The sequence below is a fragment of the Deltaproteobacteria bacterium HGW-Deltaproteobacteria-6 genome (assembly GCA_002840435.1).
GTDB lineage: Bacteria > Desulfobacterota > Syntrophia > Syntrophales > Smithellaceae > UBA8904.
Window position 1 is genome coordinate 69,153 of record PHAT01000005.1, and the last position, 17,610, is coordinate 86,762.

The following is a 17,610-nucleotide window of genomic DNA, read 5'->3' on the forward strand; positions in this document are numbered from 1 at the left end:
AAGGTCCAATCGTCCGTTAAAGTGAATTACTCTCTGATTTTAATCTCCGGAACATAAACGATCCATTTGCCGCCGGAAGCCATAAAGTCACTCTCTTTCGCCATAATCTCCTTTTCATGATTGTAGGCAAACAGCAGCGCATAATCCGGATAATGCTCTTTGAAATATTGATGGGACAGAACCGGTATATGGGCTCCCGGACTGAATTTCCCCTGTTTGATCGGTGTCGTGTCGCAGATATAGTCAATATGTTTGTCGGTGATGCCGCAGAAGTTAATGATGGTCGTGCTCTTGGATGTCGCCGCATATCCGACGATGCTTTTCCCCTTTCCCCGGATGTCATTCAGAATCGTCATCAGGTCCGTGCGAAACCGATCGCAGTTGATTTTGAATTGATCGTACGTTTCACGCCGGTTGAGGCCCAGATGCTCCTCTTTTGCCAGTTGGCGGGACAGGCGGGGAGATATTGTTCTCTTTCCCTTCCCCGCAATATAATACCGCATGGACCCCCCGTGAGTGATTTGCGGTTCGACGTCAAATATTTCCATATCATGCTTTTTCAGGAGATATTGGATTGACGAAACGCAAAACAGGAAAACGTGTTCATCATAAATTTGATCATAGGTTGTATTTTCGATAACATCCCCGAGATAAGGGTCTTCAAACACAACGACGCCCTCCGGCTTCAAGAGCTGTTTCATCCCCGCGATAATGGAATGCAGATAGGGGATATGGCACATGACGTTGGCGGCCAGGATGGCATCGGCAGGTCCATATTCAGTCAATATTTTTTTTGCAAGATCTTCGTCAAAGAAAGCTGAAATTGTATTAATGCCGTTTTCCCGGGCAACCAAGGCCACGTTTGCGGAAGGCTCAATGCCCAGATGGCGGATGCCGGCTTTCGCGAAATTCTGGAGCATGATGCCGTCATTGCTTCCGATTTCCACAACAAAGGGATCTGACGATTGGATGTAATCCCGCCGGACATTTTCCGCAAACATCCGGAAATGATTAATCATGCCTTGAGAGGTCTGCGAAAAAAATGCGTAATTTTCATTGAACATGATTTCGCGTTCAGGTTGATTCAATAATTGAAACATGTTGCAGTTTGAACATACCCCTGCTTCCATCTCATAAAAATACTCATCAGAAAATTGGCTTTGCGTCAAAAAGCCATTGGCAATCGGCATTTTGCCAAACGACATAAACGGTTCATAGGGTTCACCACATATTCTGCAATGGTTAACGGCCACGGTTTGCCTCCTTAATCTATAAAAGAATTTTTTAATGGATAGGTCTGGTTTGTCCACTCCAATAATGGGCGGACAGCGGCAGGCGGCCACTCCTGCACGTAATTCCTGCGAACACCATCCGGATCCATCGCGTCCAGAACATTAAACGAAACACAGGCCTTATCGAGAAAATAAACTTCCAGTTCATCCGTAACCGCCACCTGAACGATAACCTGTCCATCATTCATCAGGTCCGGCGGAATCCGGCAGGTTGAAACATAAAATCCGGGCGAGCACTTTCTCTGCTCCGGAGGCCGGTCTATGGAATCATTTCGTGAATGAAATATTATTTCCCCCCGATGGTTAAAAAAACAACAAGATGTGTTGATGCTGTTCATGTCCCGAAGGACTGCATATTTGATTTCAATGGCAATGGGATCACGAACATCATAATTTGTGCACGTCCTGCCCTCCCGATCGACAACACGCACGGAATTGACTCTCACATAATCATTTCCCGGTGCCTTTTTGATATCCGGCCATATTTTTTCTCCAGCGGCGTGGAAGTCTTCCGACATATAGCGTGAAACCACCTGAGTGGCAGGTCCGTCTGATTTGATCTGTCCGTCACTGAGCAGAATGACCCTCCCGCAAAGGCTTTGAATGGCCCCCATATTGTGACTCACGAACAGGATGGTCCTCCCGCCCTCTTCCGAGATATCCTTCATTTTCCCCAGACATTTTTTTTGAAACTCAGAATCCCCGACAGCCAGCACCTCATCAATAACAAGAATTTCCGGTTCCAGATGTGCGGCAACGGCAAAAGCAAGGCGGACATACATCCCGCTGGAATATCTCTTAACCGGCGTATCGATGAACATCTCTACCCCGGAGAAATCAACGATTTCATCAAATTTCGACGCAATCTCCGCCTTCGTCATACCCAGAATGGCGCCATTGAGATAGATATTTTCTCTGCCCGTCAACTCCGGATGAAAACCTGTCCCGACTTCCAGCAGCGAGGCAACCCGTCCTTTGAGTTTAACAACGCCTCTCGTCGGCGATGTAATCCTGGATATTATTTTCAGGAGAGTCGACTTGCCGGCGCCGTTACGCCCGATGATGCCAATCCGCTCTCCATAGTTCACCGAGAAATTAATGTCCTTCAGCGCTAAAAAGGTGCCGTCATCATAGGTGCCGGAGCCATCAACATGATTGGCCTGATACCGGCCTGTCGAATTCAGATTGATTTTCAGATTGGGATCATCTTTTCCTCTGATTCGGGCCCACCATGACTGGATATCGCGAAAAAGATATTGATGCCCGATAATACCCAGACGATATTGTTTTGATAAATTTTCAACCTTAAGAACAATGTTGGACATAACCAAACCCTGGGCACATCAGATGGTATCTGAAAATGTCTTCTCGACCCTGTTAAATAATAATAACCCGACGAAAAAAATAACGACCGTCATCATGATGCTGATCATCCAATGGCCGGGATGAACTATTCCATTACCTAAAAAAGCGAACCTGAACATATCAATTATCGGCGCCATCGGATTAAGCATGTATAAAAAAAGATAGCGATCCGGAACGCTGGAAACAGGGTAAACAATAGGCGAGGCATACATCCAAAGCGAGACGACAAAACCGACGGCAAAATTCAAATCCCGGTATTTCGTTGTTAATGACGATACCAGAATACCGATTCCCAGGCCGAGAAAAGCCATCTGGATAATCAACAACGGAACGATTATGAGCCACTTATTGGGATAGATGGGAGCCCCCTTCGCGATGAAGAAGAAATAAAAGCAAAGAAACAATATAAACTGAATGAAAAACTGGATCATATTGATCAGTGCAACTGATAAAGGCACGGTTAATCTGGGGAAATAGACTTTGCCGAAAATATTCGCATTCGTAATAAAAGTACTGGATGTGTTTTTCAGGCAGTCTGCAAAATAATTCCAGGCAACAATTCCGGATAAGTAAAAAAGAAAAGGCGGAATCCCATCCGTTGGTATCTTTGCAACTTTGCCGAACACAACGGTAAAAACAATGGTCGTAAAAAGAGGCTGGATAACATACCATAAAGGCCCCAAAACCGTCTGCTTATAGAAAGCGCTGAAGTCCCTTTTTACAAAAAACAGCACCAGATCTCTGTAATTCCAGAGTTCCCTGAAATGAAGATCAAACCAGCCTGTCTTCGGTCTGATAATCTGATCCCATGTTTGATTTTCAATTTGGTTGGTCATCATCATTCCTTATCATGAAGGAGAGAGGGCGTGCCATTTTACTTGAAATTTGCAGAGCCCTTCCGGCTTGGTCAGTTTCGGTGTCGTTCGGATATAATTCCGTCCGCAAGCAGTTTTTCCAGAATGCCGCCGACAATATCTTCAGGGCTGAATATCTCCGTTTCGGCCACCATCTCGGCATTGGCCGGCTCCTCATACGGCGAGGATATTCCCGTAAAATTGTTGATGGCGCCGCTCATGGACTTCTTATACAGGCCATTGGGATCACGACGCACGCATATATCCAGATCGCACTTGACGTAAATTTCATAAAAGCGATCCGGCGGGAAAAGGGATCTGGCAAACAGTCTGTCTTTTGCAAAGGGGGAAATGAAAGTACAAATAACGATGTTCCCGGACTCAAAAAAGAGTTTCGCTGTTTCTCCAACCCGGCGGATATTTTCATGCCGATCATTTTCCGAGAAACCCAGATCGCCGCACAAGCCGTGCCGGATATTGTCGCCGTCAAGCAGCACCGTCTGGCATCCCGCCTGATAGAGCTTCTTCTCCAGATTTTTGGCAATAGTCGATTTTCCGGAGCCTGAGTATCCGGTCAGCCACAGCACAGCGGCCCGGTGTCCGTTTCTGGTTTCCCTCTGCTCACGGGGGATGTTCCATCCGCCCCAGACGATATGGGGCGACTTGGGCCGATGAGCGTCTTCGGTTTCCTTTTTTTCACGGATATCATCGATCGCCCTGGCAACCCCGCGGATCATGCCGCCGGCGACGGTGTGGTTGGTCAATGGATCGATCAAAATGAAACTGCCCGTACTGTGATTCATCTTGTATGCATCGAAAAACACCGGGGACACCGTTACAATGTTGACCCGTCCGATTTCATTGAGCATCAGTGTATCCGTTGATTCCCGATGAAGCGTATTGACGTCTATCTTGTACAGAATGCCGGCGATATGCGCTTTTACGGAATTGGTTGTCTGCTTGAGGATATAGGTCGAGCCGGGAATCATGGTCTGTTCATCCATCCAGCAAATCACAGCTTCAAAGGAATGGCCGACCTGGGGGATGTTATTTTTTCTGACGATCATGTCCCCCCGGCTGATGTCAATCTCATCATCCATGGTTAAGACGACGGATTGCGGCGCAAAGGCCTCCTGCAGTTCACCATCGAAAGTCTGAATGGCTTTAATCGTTGTGGACTGACCGGACGGCAGAGCAATGACAGCCTCTCCCGGACAAATGGTGCCGGACACAATCCGTCCCGCAAAGCCCCTGAAATTAAGATCGGGCCTGATCACGTACTGAACAGGGAAACGGAAATCAACCAGGTTTCGGTCCGCCGACACATGAAGGTTCTCCAGATAGTGCAGCAGAGTTCCCCCTTCATACCAGGGCATGTTGGCGCTTTTTTCAACAACATTATCGCCTTTCAAGGCGGAAACCGGAATGAAGGTGACGTCATGTATTTCCAGTTTTTCAGAAAAATCCCGATATTCGTCGACAATGCGGTTATAGATGTCTTCGGAATAGTCCACGAGATCCATTTTGTTGACCGCAACAACCATGTGGGGAATCTGAAGCAGGGATGCAATAAAGCCATGCCGCTTGGATTGTGTTAATACGCCGTTTCTGGCGTCGATCAGGATGATGGAGCAATCAGCGGTCGACGCTCCGGTAACCATGTTTCGGGTATACTGGGTATGACCGGGTGTATCCGCGATGATGAATTTTCTCGTCGGGGTTTCAAAATAGCGATAAGCCACATCAATGGTAATGCCCTGCTCGCGTTCGGCAGAAAGACCGTCAAGGAGAAGGGCCAGATCGACATCTCTGTACCCTTTCTTGATGGACGTTTTCTTGATGGCATCATACTGATCTTCAAAGATGGATTTCGTTTCAAAAAGCAGACGGCCGATCAGTGTGGACTTTCCATCATCCACGCTCCCCGTTGTCGTGAAACGCAGCAGAGATTTTTCCCGGTATTTCATTAAAAATATCCCTCTTTCTTTTTCTGTTCCATAGAGGAATCACTGGTAAGATCGATGATGCGGTTTTCCCGTTCCGATTTTCGCGCCGCCTCCACCTCTCCAATGATATCATCAATCGTGCTGGCTGACGAGGCTACGGCGCCGGTGCAAGGAATGCAACCCAGGCTGCGAAAACGGCATAAAAGCATTTCAACATCTTCCCCGGCAATCATCGTTTTTTTGCTGAGCTTCGCGCTGGAAACGGATGATGCCGGCACGAGGATGCCGTCGCGTTTCACAACTTCGCGTTTCTGCGCAAAATAAATAGGAACAATGGGTATGCGTTCTTTCTTGATATATTGCCAGATATCCTGCTCCGTCCAGTTGCTTAAAGGAAAAACACGAACAGTCTGCCCTTCATTGATCCTCGTGTTATACAAATCCCAGAGTTCCGGGCGCTGATTCTTCGGATTCCACTGCCCATGCGCGTCACGAAGAGAAAAGATTCTCTCCTTTGCCCGTGATTTCTCTTCTTCCCGCCGTGCGCCGCCGAAAGCCGCGTCAAACCCGTGCTTCCTGATCGCGTCCAGCAAGGCGCCTGTCTTTAAATAGCTGCAGCATTTATCCACGCCGATGTCCAGGGGATGACAGCCCCTGGCAATCCATTCTTCATTTCGCTCGATAATGAGCCGCGCGCCGATTTCTTTGCAGAATTTATCGCGAAAGACATACATTTCAGGAAATTTATACCCCGTATCCACGTGCATCAGGGGAAAGGGAAAGGGGCCGGGATAGAAAGCTTTTTGAGCTATTCTGACCATGACACTGGAATCTTTTCCAACGGAATACAACATAACCGGATTCTTGAATTCAGCCACTGTTTCACGCATGATGTGAATTGATTCCGATTCAAGCTGGTTAAGGTATGAAAGACTGTATGAACTCATTACATCCTCAAAAGTTAACTGATTTCTCCCTTGATATAGGCAATCGTCCTTTCATCTTTAGGACTATTGAAAAATTCCGCCGACGGGCCGTGTTCCACCAATTCTCCCATATAGAGAAAAATGACGTAATCAGCAAGCCGCCGCGCCTGCCGCAATATATGAGTAACTACAATAATCGTGTAATCTCTTTTTAAAAGCGTAAATTGATTCTCCACAAGTTTTGCGGAAATCGGATCCAGAGCGGATGTCGGTTCATCGGCAAGAATGATCTCCGGTTCAACGGCCAGCGCACGGGCGAGGGCCAGCCGCTGTTGCTGACCGATGGATAATTGTGACGCCGGCGCATGCAACCGGTCTTTAACTTCATTCCACAACCCCGCCAGCCGGAGATAATACTCCACCAGGTGATCCATGGATTTGTTTCTTTTAGAATCCTTCGTCAGAAGGAGGTCTTGCATGGAACCATTTAGGATATTATGCTTCTTCTCCCTCTCCTCCACCTGCCGCTGGACCTGTTCATCACTCAGTCTGTGCAATTTGGGGCCAAAGGCAATATTGTCATAGATGGACATCGGCAGGGGAAAAGGCCGCTGAGACAAAAAACCGACTTTCTTTCTCAAGTCAATGACGTCGACCGCCGGATCATTAATATTCGTCCCGCCAATCTGAATATCTCCGTCAACCCGGACCTGTTCATTGAAATCCAGTAAGCGGTTCAGGCTTTTCAGCAGCGTCGTCTTGCCGCATCCGGACGGACCGAGTATGGCAATGATTTGATTGCCGGACATGTTAATGGTGACATCCTGAAGGACTTTGTGGTTCCCGTAGGAAATATTGAGGTTGTTGATGCTGATGACTGACATGTTATACCATCTACTTTATGATGTATTTTGAAGATCGCCAGGACAGGATGCGCGAAACAATGTTAACCATCAGGACGATGAACAACAATATTAAGGCAGCCGTATAGGCACGATCCTGAACTTCCGGAATCGGCGTCCCGGCCTGAAAGAAAACGGCAAGCGGCAAAGAGGCCACCGGTTCAAAAAGGGATCGCGGCAAATAATCCGTGTAGCCGGCGGTAAAAAGTATCGAAGCGGCATCGCCGATACCGCGGCCGAAAGCCAGCAGAACAGCGGTAATAATTCCCGGCAGCGCTTGTCTCATTACGACGGCCAGTGTTGTTTCAATTCTTGTAGCGCCGAGCGCATAGGACGTTTCTTTCAGCGTCAGAGGAACCGTTCTGATGACTTCTTCCATGGATCGGATCATGATCGGCAACATCAGGAGCGTCAGCACGATAATCCCCCCCAGAAGGGATGCCCTGATCCCGAAATAGACCATGATGATGAAGCCAAAGGCGCCATAGACAATCGAAGGCGTCCCCCAGAGAACGTCCAGCAGCAATCGGGTAAAATTTGCAAATTTCCGGCTGCTGAAATCCTGCTGAAGGGCAAAAGCCGCGGGCAGGCTAATTAAAATGGAAATTACCGTGGCACTGGCAGCAAGATAAAAAGACCCCACGATCGCATTGGCAATGCCGCCGCCCTTGCCCAGATAATACCCTCCCTTGGGTGTTTCAACCAGCATGGCCCATGATAGGGATGATGCTCCTTTCATGGTGATGACAATAACAATGCCGGCCAGAACCGACAAAATCAGCAGCAGTGAAACAACCATCAGCCCTTTGAATAAGGTTTCTTCCGCTTTGCGCGCTTTCGTCTTCATTTTATCGGCTCTTCCATCCCATACGCAGCAAAGTGAAATGAGCGGTCAGACTGAAAATTCCCACCACCAGCATCAGCACCAGAGCCGCCAGCAGAAGCGCCGAATCATAAAGGGGAATGGACATCATTTCCCCATAATTATTCGCAATGAGAGCGGGCAGCGGGTAGGCGGGATCAAATAATGTCTGGGGAACGGCGGCCACATTTCCCACAACCATAAGTACCGCGATCGTTTCGCCAAAAGCCCGTGAAAAACCAAGAACAACGGCGGCAATAATACCGCGCAGGGAACTTTTCAGGACAACGTACTTAATGGCTTCCCATTTCGTGGCCCCCAGTGCAAGCGTGCTTTCTCTTGCTTCGAAAGGGACGGATCTGAGAACTTCCACCGAAACGGAAATAATGAAGGGTGAAACCATCACCGCGAGGACGATGCCGCCGGACAGAAGACTGTAGCCCGTCGTCTGGTATCCCAGGAGCTGGCCAATATATTTCACAAAGGGCACCACAACAATAACCCCGCAGAGGCCGTACACAACAGACGGAATACCCGCAAGAATATCAATGATAAGGCGGAGAAATTCGCGAATACGGGCATGGGCGTATTCAGAAAGAAAAATCGCCGCCAGCAGACAGACCGGTATCGCCAGCGTCATCGCAATTGTCGTAACCTCGATTGTGCTGATGATGAACGGATAAAATCCGAACTCCCCCTTGAGAGGATGCCAGGAAGAGGAAAGCAGCAACTCGCCGAGGGATGTCTTATCAAGAATCGGCAGGGACTTTATGAAAAGCCCTGCCAGAATAACGATGGCCACCGCATTCACAAAAATGAGGCTCGAGCGCATAACCCCGGATGCAATACAATCCTTCCATTTTCTAAAACCGGGATAAGAAGACCTTTTCAAAAATGCCATGCTGTTATCGAACCTGAACCATCATTTGATGTTTTGATCTTCCATCTTGGCCAGAGCGGTTTTAATTTTATCGTCGGCCGGTTTGATATAACCTACTTCTTCAACAAATTTTTGTCCATCCGTCAAAATCCATTTAACAAATTCTTTAGAAAGGCCTTTAAATTTTCCATTGGAAAGAATATAGAGATCTCTCGCCGGCGGTGACGGATAACTTCCGGACATGACAGCCTGCATCGCCTGCTTTTTATTGCTCAATTTTTCCTCGTCATCAACCCGTCCATTCTCATTAACATCGATGGGTATGACCTGAATCCCCTTCAGGGGAAGACCGGTCTTTGCATCGTAAGCATAATTCAGGTTGTTGAAACCGATGCCGAAAGCGTCTTTTTTAACCGCTTCGGCAACACCGGGGTCTCCGTAAACACCAACACCTTTGAGATCTTCCTGTTTCTTGCCCTCCAGATACTTTGCCCATATTTCAGCGGCACCGCAGGAGTCGGATCTGGTATAAACCTGAATTCTATCTTTGGACGGCATACCGGCAACGTCGCCCCAGGTCATAGTTTTGCCCGTAATCCAGAGATCATAAAATGTTTTCTTTTTAAGACCTTTGACCAGCAATCCCTTGGCCAGAACTGGATTAGCTTCATTCACCGTCGCAAACACGGCATCTTTTACGACAGGAACATAAAAGGCATTCTTCTGAATCTCTTCGGGGCTGATCTCCCTCGAGACCATTCCGATATCGACAAGACCGGCCAGGGCATCAGCGACGCCTTTTCCCGCGCCGCCGGCCGATACGTCAACGCGAACCTCCGGATGAATTTTCGAAAATTCTTCAGCCCATTTCACCATCATGGGATAAAGAGCCCAGGCGCCGGAAACCCGGATGGTTCCCTGAAGCTTTTGACCAGCAGAGGAAATTGATTGTTTCGCGTTGTCTTCTTTTTTTGATTCACAGCCCGCACAGACCATGCCCATGATGAACAATATGGATAATACACACAAAGCCCTTTTAATATTTTTCATTGATTCACTGCTCCTTTTAGATTCATGTCAATCAGGCAGCGTCCGGCTATTTCGCCGGAACGCATTTTACTGATGGCCATGTTGATATCCGCAAGATCAAAGCAATCCGTAATCAAACCGTCAAGCCGGAGTTTTCCCGCCTGATGGAGTTTCATGTATTTAGGAATGTCAACCGCTGGCTCGGCTTCGCCGCCATGCGATCCGGTCATTATTTTTCCAAAATGAAGCGGCAGAGAATAAATGGATATCTTGTTTCCCTTTCGGGGAACGCCGACCAGAATGGTTCTGCCCTGCGCCGCCGTCAGTTCATAGGCCATGGCAATGATGTCCGTGTTCCCTGTGTTATCGATAACCACATCGGCGCCCTGCGCTCCGACAATTTTCAGAATTTCCGACCGTGCATCCTGTTTTCCTGAATGGATGAGATGTGTCGCTCCGAAGGTTCTCGCAAGTTCCAGTTTGTTATCATAAAGATCAACCCCGATAATCGGATACGCAGACGACAGGGAAGCTCCCTGGATAACGTTGAGGCCGACCCCCCCCGCGCCGAAAACCACAACGGACTCACCCATCTTCACTTTGGCGTTGTTGGAAACAACACCGAGACCTGTGGTCAGGGCACATCCGAAAAGCGTGGCCAGCCTTGGATCAAAATCTTCGGGCATGACCGTCACACGATTCTCCGAAACAACGGCATACTCGTTAAACGTCGTCACGAAACCCGCATTGAGCGGTTTGCCCCGCCACGAATACCGTGGAGTCGCGGCTTCATGGCCTTTCCCGGGCCGCCAGTGCATAATCACCTGATCACCAGTCCGCACATGACGAACGCCCGGACCGATTGCCATGACCTCGCCTGAACCCTCATGGCCAAGCAGGTGAGGCAGAAACCTGTCTTCGCCTTTGGCGCCGTCAATTTCACCGATCTGCGATCCGCAGATCCCGCTGAAGAAAATCCGGACCAGAACCTGTCCGTAATCCAGCGTTTCCGGCAGTTCAACCTCATCCACAATCAACGGCTTCTTCTGTTCGACAAGGATCGCTGCACGCATCTTTCTGGGTATTTCCATAATTAAAACCTCACTCCTGATCTTTATAGTGGTGGGGGAATAATAAAGCGATCCCCGTAAATATTAAGGCGCGCGGCAATCCCGCCGGCAATCTTATGAGGCAAAGGAATAAACACCTGCCCCTGGTTCGGCAGTTTTCGCGGATGATACACTTTTCGTTCCAGGAAAGATCTGCCGATCCGCGCTTCATCTTCATCAACAAAAAAGGAAACGCGCTCCGGGATTTCATTATACAGCCAGACCCCGGCAATAGACGTTCCGAATATTCCTAACTCTTCATGGTCGGCAATTCTTGTGGCACAGGCAATATTTTCTATCAGCCACGCAATCGCTTCCGAGAGCCGGCGCTGAGAATCCTGCACGCTGGTCATACGGGTCGTTTCTTTGACTTCATCATTGACCCTGGCCAACACGGTTATTTCCTTAGAGACAAATTCGGTCGATACAAGAACCGGTTCGAATCCGCATTGTTCCAGAAGCTGCCGAATGGCGCAGACATCAAAATGCGTGCAGTGGTCGGCAATAACCAGATCAAAAGGATTTTGCGTGTAATCAGGAATTTCAATCAGGACCATTCCATCACGATTCAGTTTTTCCTTCACGAGCAGAAGAAACCGGCGGGGATCGGAGATATGCTCCAGGCAATGAATCATGGAAATCAAATCAAAGCTTGCGGGGACTTTCGAGAGATCGCAGCTGTAAAACTGATCGACATGCGCGATCGCCTCGACAGCGTTCCGGTTTTTTTCGTCAAATTCCAGCCCGGACAGCGACCATTGCGGACAATGTTTGGAAAATGATTTCAACAGATTGCCGTTCCCGCACCCGACATCCAGCAGCGTTCCTGAAAAAGGGAGTTTATTCTCTTTCAACAACTGAGCCAGGATCGATTCCGACCGGGACATGGAAAGGCCGCGTGATTGGTCAAAAACCTTTTGCTCTTCGCCGCCCGCCTGATAATATACCTCGTAACTTCTATAGATGGCCTCGCAATCGCGCAAGAAGGCATCATCCGTAATTTTTTGCACAAAACCGCAGGACAGGCAAATGCCGAGCTGTCCCCCTCTTTTCCAGGGACGGCAATCCGAAGTGACTTGCGCCAATGAAGAAAATTCTCCAATAACCTGCATATCAGGGGATTGGCAAACATGGCATGTTTTATCGGACTGAACCGCAATTTCAGGCTTCATCATGCAACACCGGATGCAAAGTAAATAGTTTCATCATGACCATTGGATTCATTGAACCCCATACGATGATTGTACTGGATTGATCTTCAGCGATGTTCTTTTCGAGGCCATTTCCGACGATCGGATAATACCTTTTTTCTGCAGATAATCGGCCACACGGTCGGCGGCGATTTCCGTTCCTCTGGCATTCCAGTGCGTATCCGTACGAAAATACAGGCCAAGGTTTTTATTGGCCAGGAAGTCATCCTGCAGATCCACTGCATGAACGCCTTTCGCCTCCAGCAATCGGATCAATCGGGGGAAATAGCTCTTTGTGAAATCATCCATGGAATCCGCATACAACAGATCCCTGCGTGGAACGAGTACCAGAACATAAACATAACCCAACTTTTTCAGGCGCTGGTTGTATTGGTCGATCATATCGATTTGCTTTGCCATATCATTCTCGATATCCGGATCACCGGTAAGAACAATTTTATTCCGGTCCTGATCAAAATAAGGAATGCGATACTCTTTTTCACACATATACTCATTAATCCCTTTGGCCCCTACGAAAACATCATGCACTAAACCTTTGATCATGCGCATTAATATGGCAAACGGATTGAACCGTTTTACGGTCACCGGCCAAACAGCTTTACGTAAAGGAACATATTCTTTTATTGTGAAATTAGCGGGAAAGTAGCTTTTGATGGAAACCGCATAACTTTGCACAACATCGATAATGATTCTCGCATCTTTAAGCTCTTGCTTAGCGAGAAGACTTTCGGGGGTATTACTTCTTGTCCCGTTGAAGACAGGTTTCCCCAGTTTTACAGCAAGTTTCCAGGGAAATGTTTCGTGATCACTCAGACCGGAACCAAACCCTTGTGAATCGCCGTATGCGACAATTTCGTAACGATTCGTTTCATAAGGAACGCGGCGAAAACCGTCAGCATCAATGGACACGCGCGTATGGCGCGGTTCCTGAAAGCGAAACAGATAACTTCTGGACATATCGCCCAGTTCCACTCCTTCCCAGACCTGAGGCATGTTCGGGTTGGGGTGTAAAACTTCCATCAGATATTCCCACGCCCGGAAATAGAAAAGAGAAGGTTGATAACGGAAAAGCGCGTAGGAAACAGCAATCGGCATAAAGATCAAAATAATAAGACCGACGGCATACAGGCGATGCTTCTTTTCGTTTTCAAAACTGATAATAGAGAAACTCCCGGACATTATCCAGATCGCTCAGACAGAAAGCGGCAATCAGCAGAATAAATGCGAACCAGGGCAGGCTGGGCCTCCAGCGTAAACGCTGCAGGAAAGCGCCCTTTTTTATGTTCAAGGAATTAAGAACCGGTTTAAAATCAGACATCAATTCACTTGTATTAGGCAGAAACCAGACGACTAATACTGTAATGAGAATTACTAAAAACGCGTAATAGAACCAATTAGACGGCAGCGATGAAATAATATTGGGAAAAGCCTCTACGATTATTCCACCGGGTTTAACTATCTTACCTATCAAAAACATCGGCAGGTTAACAAGGTCATAGGTCATACCCTTGAATATCACCATGGCTTCGGAAAAGGATTTGGCGCGGAAAGGCACCCAGGCAAATACCACAGCAATAAACGTTAGAGCGCGAGCACAAAATCCGGTCAGCCATTGCCATCGTTCCGGCACCCGGACGCCGATTCGGCCGGCAATTTTATGCCAGGCCTGATTGATGACCAAATATCCCCCATGCAGACCGCCCCAGAAGACAAAAGTCCAGCCGGCACCGTGCCACAGACCGGCCAGAAGCATTGTAACCATGACATTGATGTAGCGCCGCAGAGTGCTCTTACGGTTCCCGCCCAATGGAATATACAGATAGTCCCTCAGGAAGCGGGAAAGCGTTACATGCCAGCAGCGCCAGAATTCAATGATACTTTTTGCTTTGTACGGAGAGAAGAAATTGAGGGGCAGAACAATGTTAAACATGCGGGCCAGGCCGATGGCCATGTCCGAATAACCGGAAAAATCAAAATAAAGCTGAAACGTAAAAGCAAGAGCTCCCAGCCAGGCTTCAGCTGATGTGAGGTTGACCCCTTTGCCCGCCGCTTCAAAGACCACATTGGCATAAACGGCAATATTGTCGGCCAGAATAACCTTTTTAAAAAGACCGATAAAAAAAATGGTTAATCCGACGGACAGATTGATGAAATGCAGACGGTGGTTTTCCGTTTCTTTAAACTGCGGAATAATCTCCTGATAACGGACAATCGGCCCGGCCGTCAGTTGGGGAAAAAAACAGACAAAGATGCAATATTCGAGAAAACTGCCCCCTTTGATTTCGCCCCGGTAACTATCCACCAGACAGGCAATCTGCGTGAAAATATAAAAACTGAGACCAATGGGCACAATGACATGCTGCAAAAGAAAAAACGAATTAGTAACATTATTGACGTTTCCGATAAAAAAATCGGCGTATTTATAATATCCCAGCACCCCCAGATTAAAAACGATTCCGGCGGTCAGCACCCATTTTGCGTGAACCGGGCGGCTGTCGCGGGGACGCGTCAGCCATCTGAAAAATCCATAATTAACGACAATGGAAGCAAGGATAAGAAGGACAAAGGCACGATTCCACCAGCCGTAAAAAAAAAGGGAAGCGCCAAACAGCCAGAAGAGCGCGGCATTTTTATGCAGCCTGCCAATCAGGAAGAATCCGAGCAGGACAGCGGGCAGGAAGGCAAATATGAAGACGTAGGAGTTAAACAGCATAATTCTTCCGGCTTAAACGCCGGTCGTGCACCCTCTCAGATAATGACTTCATCAAGCGTATCCCAGACCGACGGTGCGGTTATATTCAGTTCGCCTTTCAATCTTGATGCATCCAGTGTCGTATGTTCCGGTATGGTTTCCATGGTCAGGCCTGATTCACATGCCTTAACCGGCGCAATCAGTGACTGCGGCGCCCCTATTTTACGGGCCAGATGCCTGGCCATTTCCTCGTACGTCACATCTTCGGCGGCGGAAACCTGCCAGATGCCGTAGCTTTTTTTTTGCATGACGGCCAGAATGATCTCCGTAGCAAAGCGAAGCGACACGGGCGCTAAAACCATATCGGAAAAAGGATGAATTGTCGTTCCATTCCGGAGGTCGTTGGCCCAGTTCGTCAGAAGTGTCATGCCGGGTCCGATGATTTTGGAAAAACGGATCACGGCAGCCTTATCCGTTAAGGCCGCGAGGCCCTGTTCCGTTGCAACCTTTTGCCGTCCATATTCACATTGGGGATTCGTCGCATCGGTTGATTTTCGGAAAGGAATGCTTCCGTCAAAAACAAGATTGGTGGAAGGGAAGAACAGGGCGGCACCCGTTTCTGATAGTAGGCGGGCCAGCGCCAGGGTGTTTTCGACGTTTACTTTGCGGCATACGTCGGGTTGCGTCCGACAGACCTCCGTCGATGTAATGGCGGCACAGAAAAAAGCGTCGGCAAATTTTCCGGGAACGGGCCACCGGGACATATCTTTGCTGATGTCCAGGTAAATTTCATCCCGGGCGGGCTGATCCTTCAAAAAAATTGTGGACAAAACCGGTCTGCCTCTCTCTTTTAAAAGAGTGGCCAGATTCGCTCCCAGTTGGCCGTCGCCGCCGAAGATGATGGAACTGCTTGCTGTCATTCCTTTACGAAATACCGGACGGTTCCGTCAACAAAGTGGATATAAGGCCGGATCCCGATCTCCTCAAAGTATTCTTCACAGGCCGTACGGCATCCTTTCAAACCCCAGTCGTCAATAATTACGAACCCACCCCGGATAACCAGGGGATATAGATGCCGAAGGCAGACCAGAGTGCTCTCGTATAGATCGCCGTCGAGACGCAGCAAAGCGACAGGCCCCATGGATTTGGCGGCGAGGGGAACCGTGTTTTGAAACCACCCCACATGAAAGGTCGCCAGTGCTTCGGGATATTGGGCAATGGAAAAAATCGCTTCCTCCGCGTCGGCTTTTGCGGCGATCAAGGCGCCGCTGGAAATCATTTTTCCGTCGCAATCCTTTGCGGTGATTCCCCAGTCCCACTTCATCCATTCGCAGTAGTCTTTTTCTTTGATCGGCCTGGGCAGGCCTTCAAAAGAATCAAAAAGATGCAGATGCCGGCGGGTCTTTCCCCATTTGAGAGAAACCATGGCCATTAATGCGGAACTGCCGCCCTGACAGACGCCTGTTTCGACAAATGCACCGGGAACCTGCCCTTCTTCGAGATAACGAACGATAGCAGCCAAATTTGCAAGAGCGTCATAGGAGCACATCGTGTTGAAACGGATTTTTTGGACGGTCTCCTTGATGAAAATTTCATCGTCATAACCCCGGCGAAGATGCTTCCAGTTCTTTTGTGTAAACGGATCGTTGGTATGAATGTACATGGAATGAAAACAAAAATCATTGGGTAATTGGGGGTGCCTGCGAAACAGCTCCCGCCGCTTTATTAATAGGAATTCGTATGCTTTAATGATCCATGAATATTTTTTAAGACGTTCTTTAATTTTATAATAAAATTTCCACATGTGCACTCGCTTGAACCATATGAGACTGAGGCATTGTTTTCTGCGCCCCTTGATTTTTCATGAATCTATTCAAAATAAATAAAAGAATGATCGCCGGTATATCCGCAGAGATCAAACCACCACTGCCATTCTTCCGGAGTATTGAATGCTTCGCAGGTGACCTGCCAGTAAAGCAGGTTGGCTTTTTCGATTTCGTTCCGATAGGATTCAACACAGAGGTATTTTTTGTCTCTGCCGACCCGCTGCATTTCGCGAAGGGCCTTGTCCAGGTCATAACAATGCAGGTTGTGCAATGTTGTAATGGAGTAAACAAAATCAAAATAGTTGTCGGGAAAGGGCAACTGGTTTGCATTTCCGACTTTCAGGCGATCTTTGATTTCTTCCTTGGCATTAGCGATCGCGTAATCGGATATGTCGATCCCGTAAATTTCGACGCCGGGGACCAGCAGCGAAATCTCATAGAGTAAAAAGCCCTTGCCGCAGCCGATATCCAGAATTTTATCACCCGGCTTAATGCCGTAGTGATCGATCATTGCTTTGGCTACGGGAGCCCAGCGCCCCGCCATATAACGGTAGCCGCCGTAACAGATTCTGCGGTCGCCGTCCCAGTAGTCGAAGGCCCATCTCTTGGCCAGTTCGGCCGCTTTGGCCTTGGGATACTCCGGATCGTTGACCCGGGCCAGGTAATCTCTCTTTGTGCTTTTGTGAATTACGGACAAAAAATCAATATAGGACATA

16 protein-coding genes are annotated in these 17,610 nt (G+C 48.3%); all 16 read right to left on the reverse strand.

What is annotated here, in order from left to right; genetic code table 11:
- Positions 1-26: 26 nt before the first annotated feature.
- Positions 27-1,253: an SAM-dependent methyltransferase gene (locus CVU71_10550; protein PKN17959.1), complete on the reverse strand. Its 1,227-nt coding sequence runs from the start codon at positions 1,251-1,253 to the stop codon at positions 27-29.
- An 11-nt stretch (positions 1,254-1,264) separates the two neighbouring features.
- Positions 1,265-2,617, reverse strand: coding sequence for a hypothetical protein (locus tag CVU71_10555; GenBank protein ID PKN17960.1), 1,353 nt, complete (start codon positions 2,615-2,617; stop codon positions 1,265-1,267).
- A gap of 18 nt (positions 2,618-2,635) precedes the next feature.
- Positions 2,636-3,499, reverse strand: coding sequence for an ABC transporter permease (locus CVU71_10560; protein PKN17961.1), 864 nt, complete (start codon positions 3,497-3,499; stop codon positions 2,636-2,638).
- A 65-nt stretch (positions 3,500-3,564) separates the two neighbouring features.
- On the reverse strand, positions 3,565-5,478 hold the full coding sequence (locus CVU71_10565) for a bifunctional sulfate adenylyltransferase subunit 1/adenylylsulfate kinase (GenBank protein ID PKN17962.1): 1,914 nt from the start codon (positions 5,476-5,478) through the stop codon (positions 3,565-3,567).
- Positions 5,478-6,404 (reverse strand): sulfate adenylyltransferase subunit CysD, encoded by a 927-nt coding sequence (locus CVU71_10570; GenBank protein PKN17963.1) that lies wholly within the window; start codon positions 6,402-6,404, stop codon positions 5,478-5,480. Before CVU71_10570 ends, CVU71_10565 begins: the two co-directional genes overlap by 1 nt.
- A gap of 14 nt (positions 6,405-6,418) precedes the next feature.
- The gene (locus CVU71_10575) at positions 6,419-7,267 is read right to left on the reverse strand and encodes a phosphate ABC transporter ATP-binding protein (GenBank protein ID PKN17964.1); all 849 of its coding nucleotides are present in this window, start codon (positions 7,265-7,267) and stop codon (positions 6,419-6,421) included.
- Positions 7,268-7,277: 10 nt separating this feature from the next.
- A complete protein-coding gene (gene pstA / locus CVU71_10580; protein ID PKN17965.1) occupies positions 7,278-8,132 on the reverse strand; it encodes a phosphate ABC transporter, permease protein PstA in 855 nt (284 codons plus the stop codon).
- Position 8,133: 1 nt separating this feature from the next.
- Positions 8,134-8,979: a phosphate ABC transporter permease subunit PstC gene (gene pstC, locus CVU71_10585; GenBank protein ID PKN18689.1), complete on the reverse strand. Its 846-nt coding sequence runs from the start codon at positions 8,977-8,979 to the stop codon at positions 8,134-8,136.
- 90 nt (positions 8,980-9,069) lie between these two features.
- Entirely contained in the window at positions 9,070-10,077 is a 1,008-nt protein-coding gene (locus CVU71_10590; GenBank protein PKN17966.1) for a phosphate ABC transporter substrate-binding protein, read from the reverse strand.
- Positions 10,074-11,147: a dehydrogenase gene (locus CVU71_10595; GenBank protein PKN17967.1), complete on the reverse strand. Its 1,074-nt coding sequence runs from the start codon at positions 11,145-11,147 to the stop codon at positions 10,074-10,076. Before CVU71_10595 ends, CVU71_10590 begins: the two co-directional genes overlap by 4 nt.
- A gap of 23 nt (positions 11,148-11,170) precedes the next feature.
- Positions 11,171-12,340: a hypothetical protein gene (locus CVU71_10600; protein ID PKN17968.1), complete on the reverse strand. Its 1,170-nt coding sequence runs from the start codon at positions 12,338-12,340 to the stop codon at positions 11,171-11,173.
- A gap of 45 nt (positions 12,341-12,385) precedes the next feature.
- Complete coding sequence (locus CVU71_10605; GenBank protein ID PKN17969.1) at positions 12,386-13,555, reverse strand: hypothetical protein; 1,170 nt, start codon at positions 13,553-13,555, stop codon at positions 12,386-12,388.
- Complete coding sequence (locus CVU71_10610; protein PKN17970.1) at positions 13,524-15,089, reverse strand: membrane-bound O-acyltransferase family protein; 1,566 nt, start codon at positions 15,087-15,089, stop codon at positions 13,524-13,526. Before CVU71_10610 ends, CVU71_10605 begins: the two co-directional genes overlap by 32 nt.
- Before the next feature lie 35 nt (positions 15,090-15,124).
- A complete protein-coding gene (locus CVU71_10615; protein PKN17971.1) occupies positions 15,125-15,988 on the reverse strand; it encodes a hypothetical protein in 864 nt (287 codons plus the stop codon).
- Positions 15,985-16,872, reverse strand: coding sequence for a hypothetical protein (locus tag CVU71_10620; GenBank protein ID PKN17972.1), 888 nt, complete (start codon positions 16,870-16,872; stop codon positions 15,985-15,987). The genes CVU71_10615 and CVU71_10620 overlap by 4 nt, the downstream gene beginning before the upstream one ends.
- A 65-nt stretch (positions 16,873-16,937) precedes the next feature.
- Positions 16,938-17,609, reverse strand: a complete 672-nt coding sequence (locus CVU71_10625) for an SAM-dependent methyltransferase (GenBank protein ID PKN17973.1) — start codon at positions 17,607-17,609, stop codon at positions 16,938-16,940.
- Position 17,610: the final 1 nt, after the last annotated feature.

What these genes read in the sequence shown, in the direction of transcription:
- CVU71_10590 (PKN17966.1), bottom strand. Translation starts at nt 10,077, where the DNA reads ATGAAAAATATTAAAAGGGCTTTGTGTGTATTATCCATATTGTTCATC.
- CVU71_10605 (PKN17969.1), bottom strand. Translation starts at nt 13,555, where the DNA reads ATGTCCGGGAGTTTCTCTATTATCAGTTTTGAAAACGAAAAGAAGCAT.
- CVU71_10600 (PKN17968.1), bottom strand. Translation starts at nt 12,340, where the DNA reads ATGATGAAGCCTGAAATTGCGGTTCAGTCCGATAAAACATGCCATGTT.
- CVU71_10615 (PKN17971.1), bottom strand. Translation starts at nt 15,988, where the DNA reads ATGACAGCAAGCAGTTCCATCATCTTCGGCGGCGACGGCCAACTGGGA.
- CVU71_10575 (PKN17964.1), bottom strand. Translation starts at nt 7,267, where the DNA reads ATGTCAGTCATCAGCATCAACAACCTCAATATTTCCTACGGGAACCAC.
- pstA (PKN17965.1), bottom strand. Translation starts at nt 8,132, where the DNA reads ATGAAGACGAAAGCGCGCAAAGCGGAAGAAACCTTATTCAAAGGGCTG.
- pstC (PKN18689.1), bottom strand. Translation starts at nt 8,979, where the DNA reads ATGCGCTCGAGCCTCATTTTTGTGAATGCGGTGGCCATCGTTATTCTG.
- CVU71_10620 (PKN17972.1), bottom strand. Translation starts at nt 16,872, where the DNA reads ATGTGGAAATTTTATTATAAAATTAAAGAACGTCTTAAAAAATATTCA.
- CVU71_10560 (PKN17961.1), bottom strand. Translation starts at nt 3,499, where the DNA reads ATGATGATGACCAACCAAATTGAAAATCAAACATGGGATCAGATTATC.
- CVU71_10610 (PKN17970.1), bottom strand. Translation starts at nt 15,089, where the DNA reads ATGCTGTTTAACTCCTACGTCTTCATATTTGCCTTCCTGCCCGCTGTC.
- CVU71_10565 (PKN17962.1), bottom strand. Translation starts at nt 5,478, where the DNA reads ATGAAATACCGGGAAAAATCTCTGCTGCGTTTCACGACAACGGGGAGC.
- CVU71_10555 (PKN17960.1), bottom strand. Translation starts at nt 2,617, where the DNA reads ATGTCCAACATTGTTCTTAAGGTTGAAAATTTATCAAAACAATATCGT.
- CVU71_10570 (PKN17963.1), bottom strand. Translation starts at nt 6,404, where the DNA reads ATGAGTTCATACAGTCTTTCATACCTTAACCAGCTTGAATCGGAATCA.
- CVU71_10625 (PKN17973.1), bottom strand. Translation starts at nt 17,609, where the DNA reads ATGTCCTATATTGATTTTTTGTCCGTAATTCACAAAAGCACAAAGAGA.
- CVU71_10595 (PKN17967.1), bottom strand. Translation starts at nt 11,147, where the DNA reads ATGGAAATACCCAGAAAGATGCGTGCAGCGATCCTTGTCGAACAGAAG.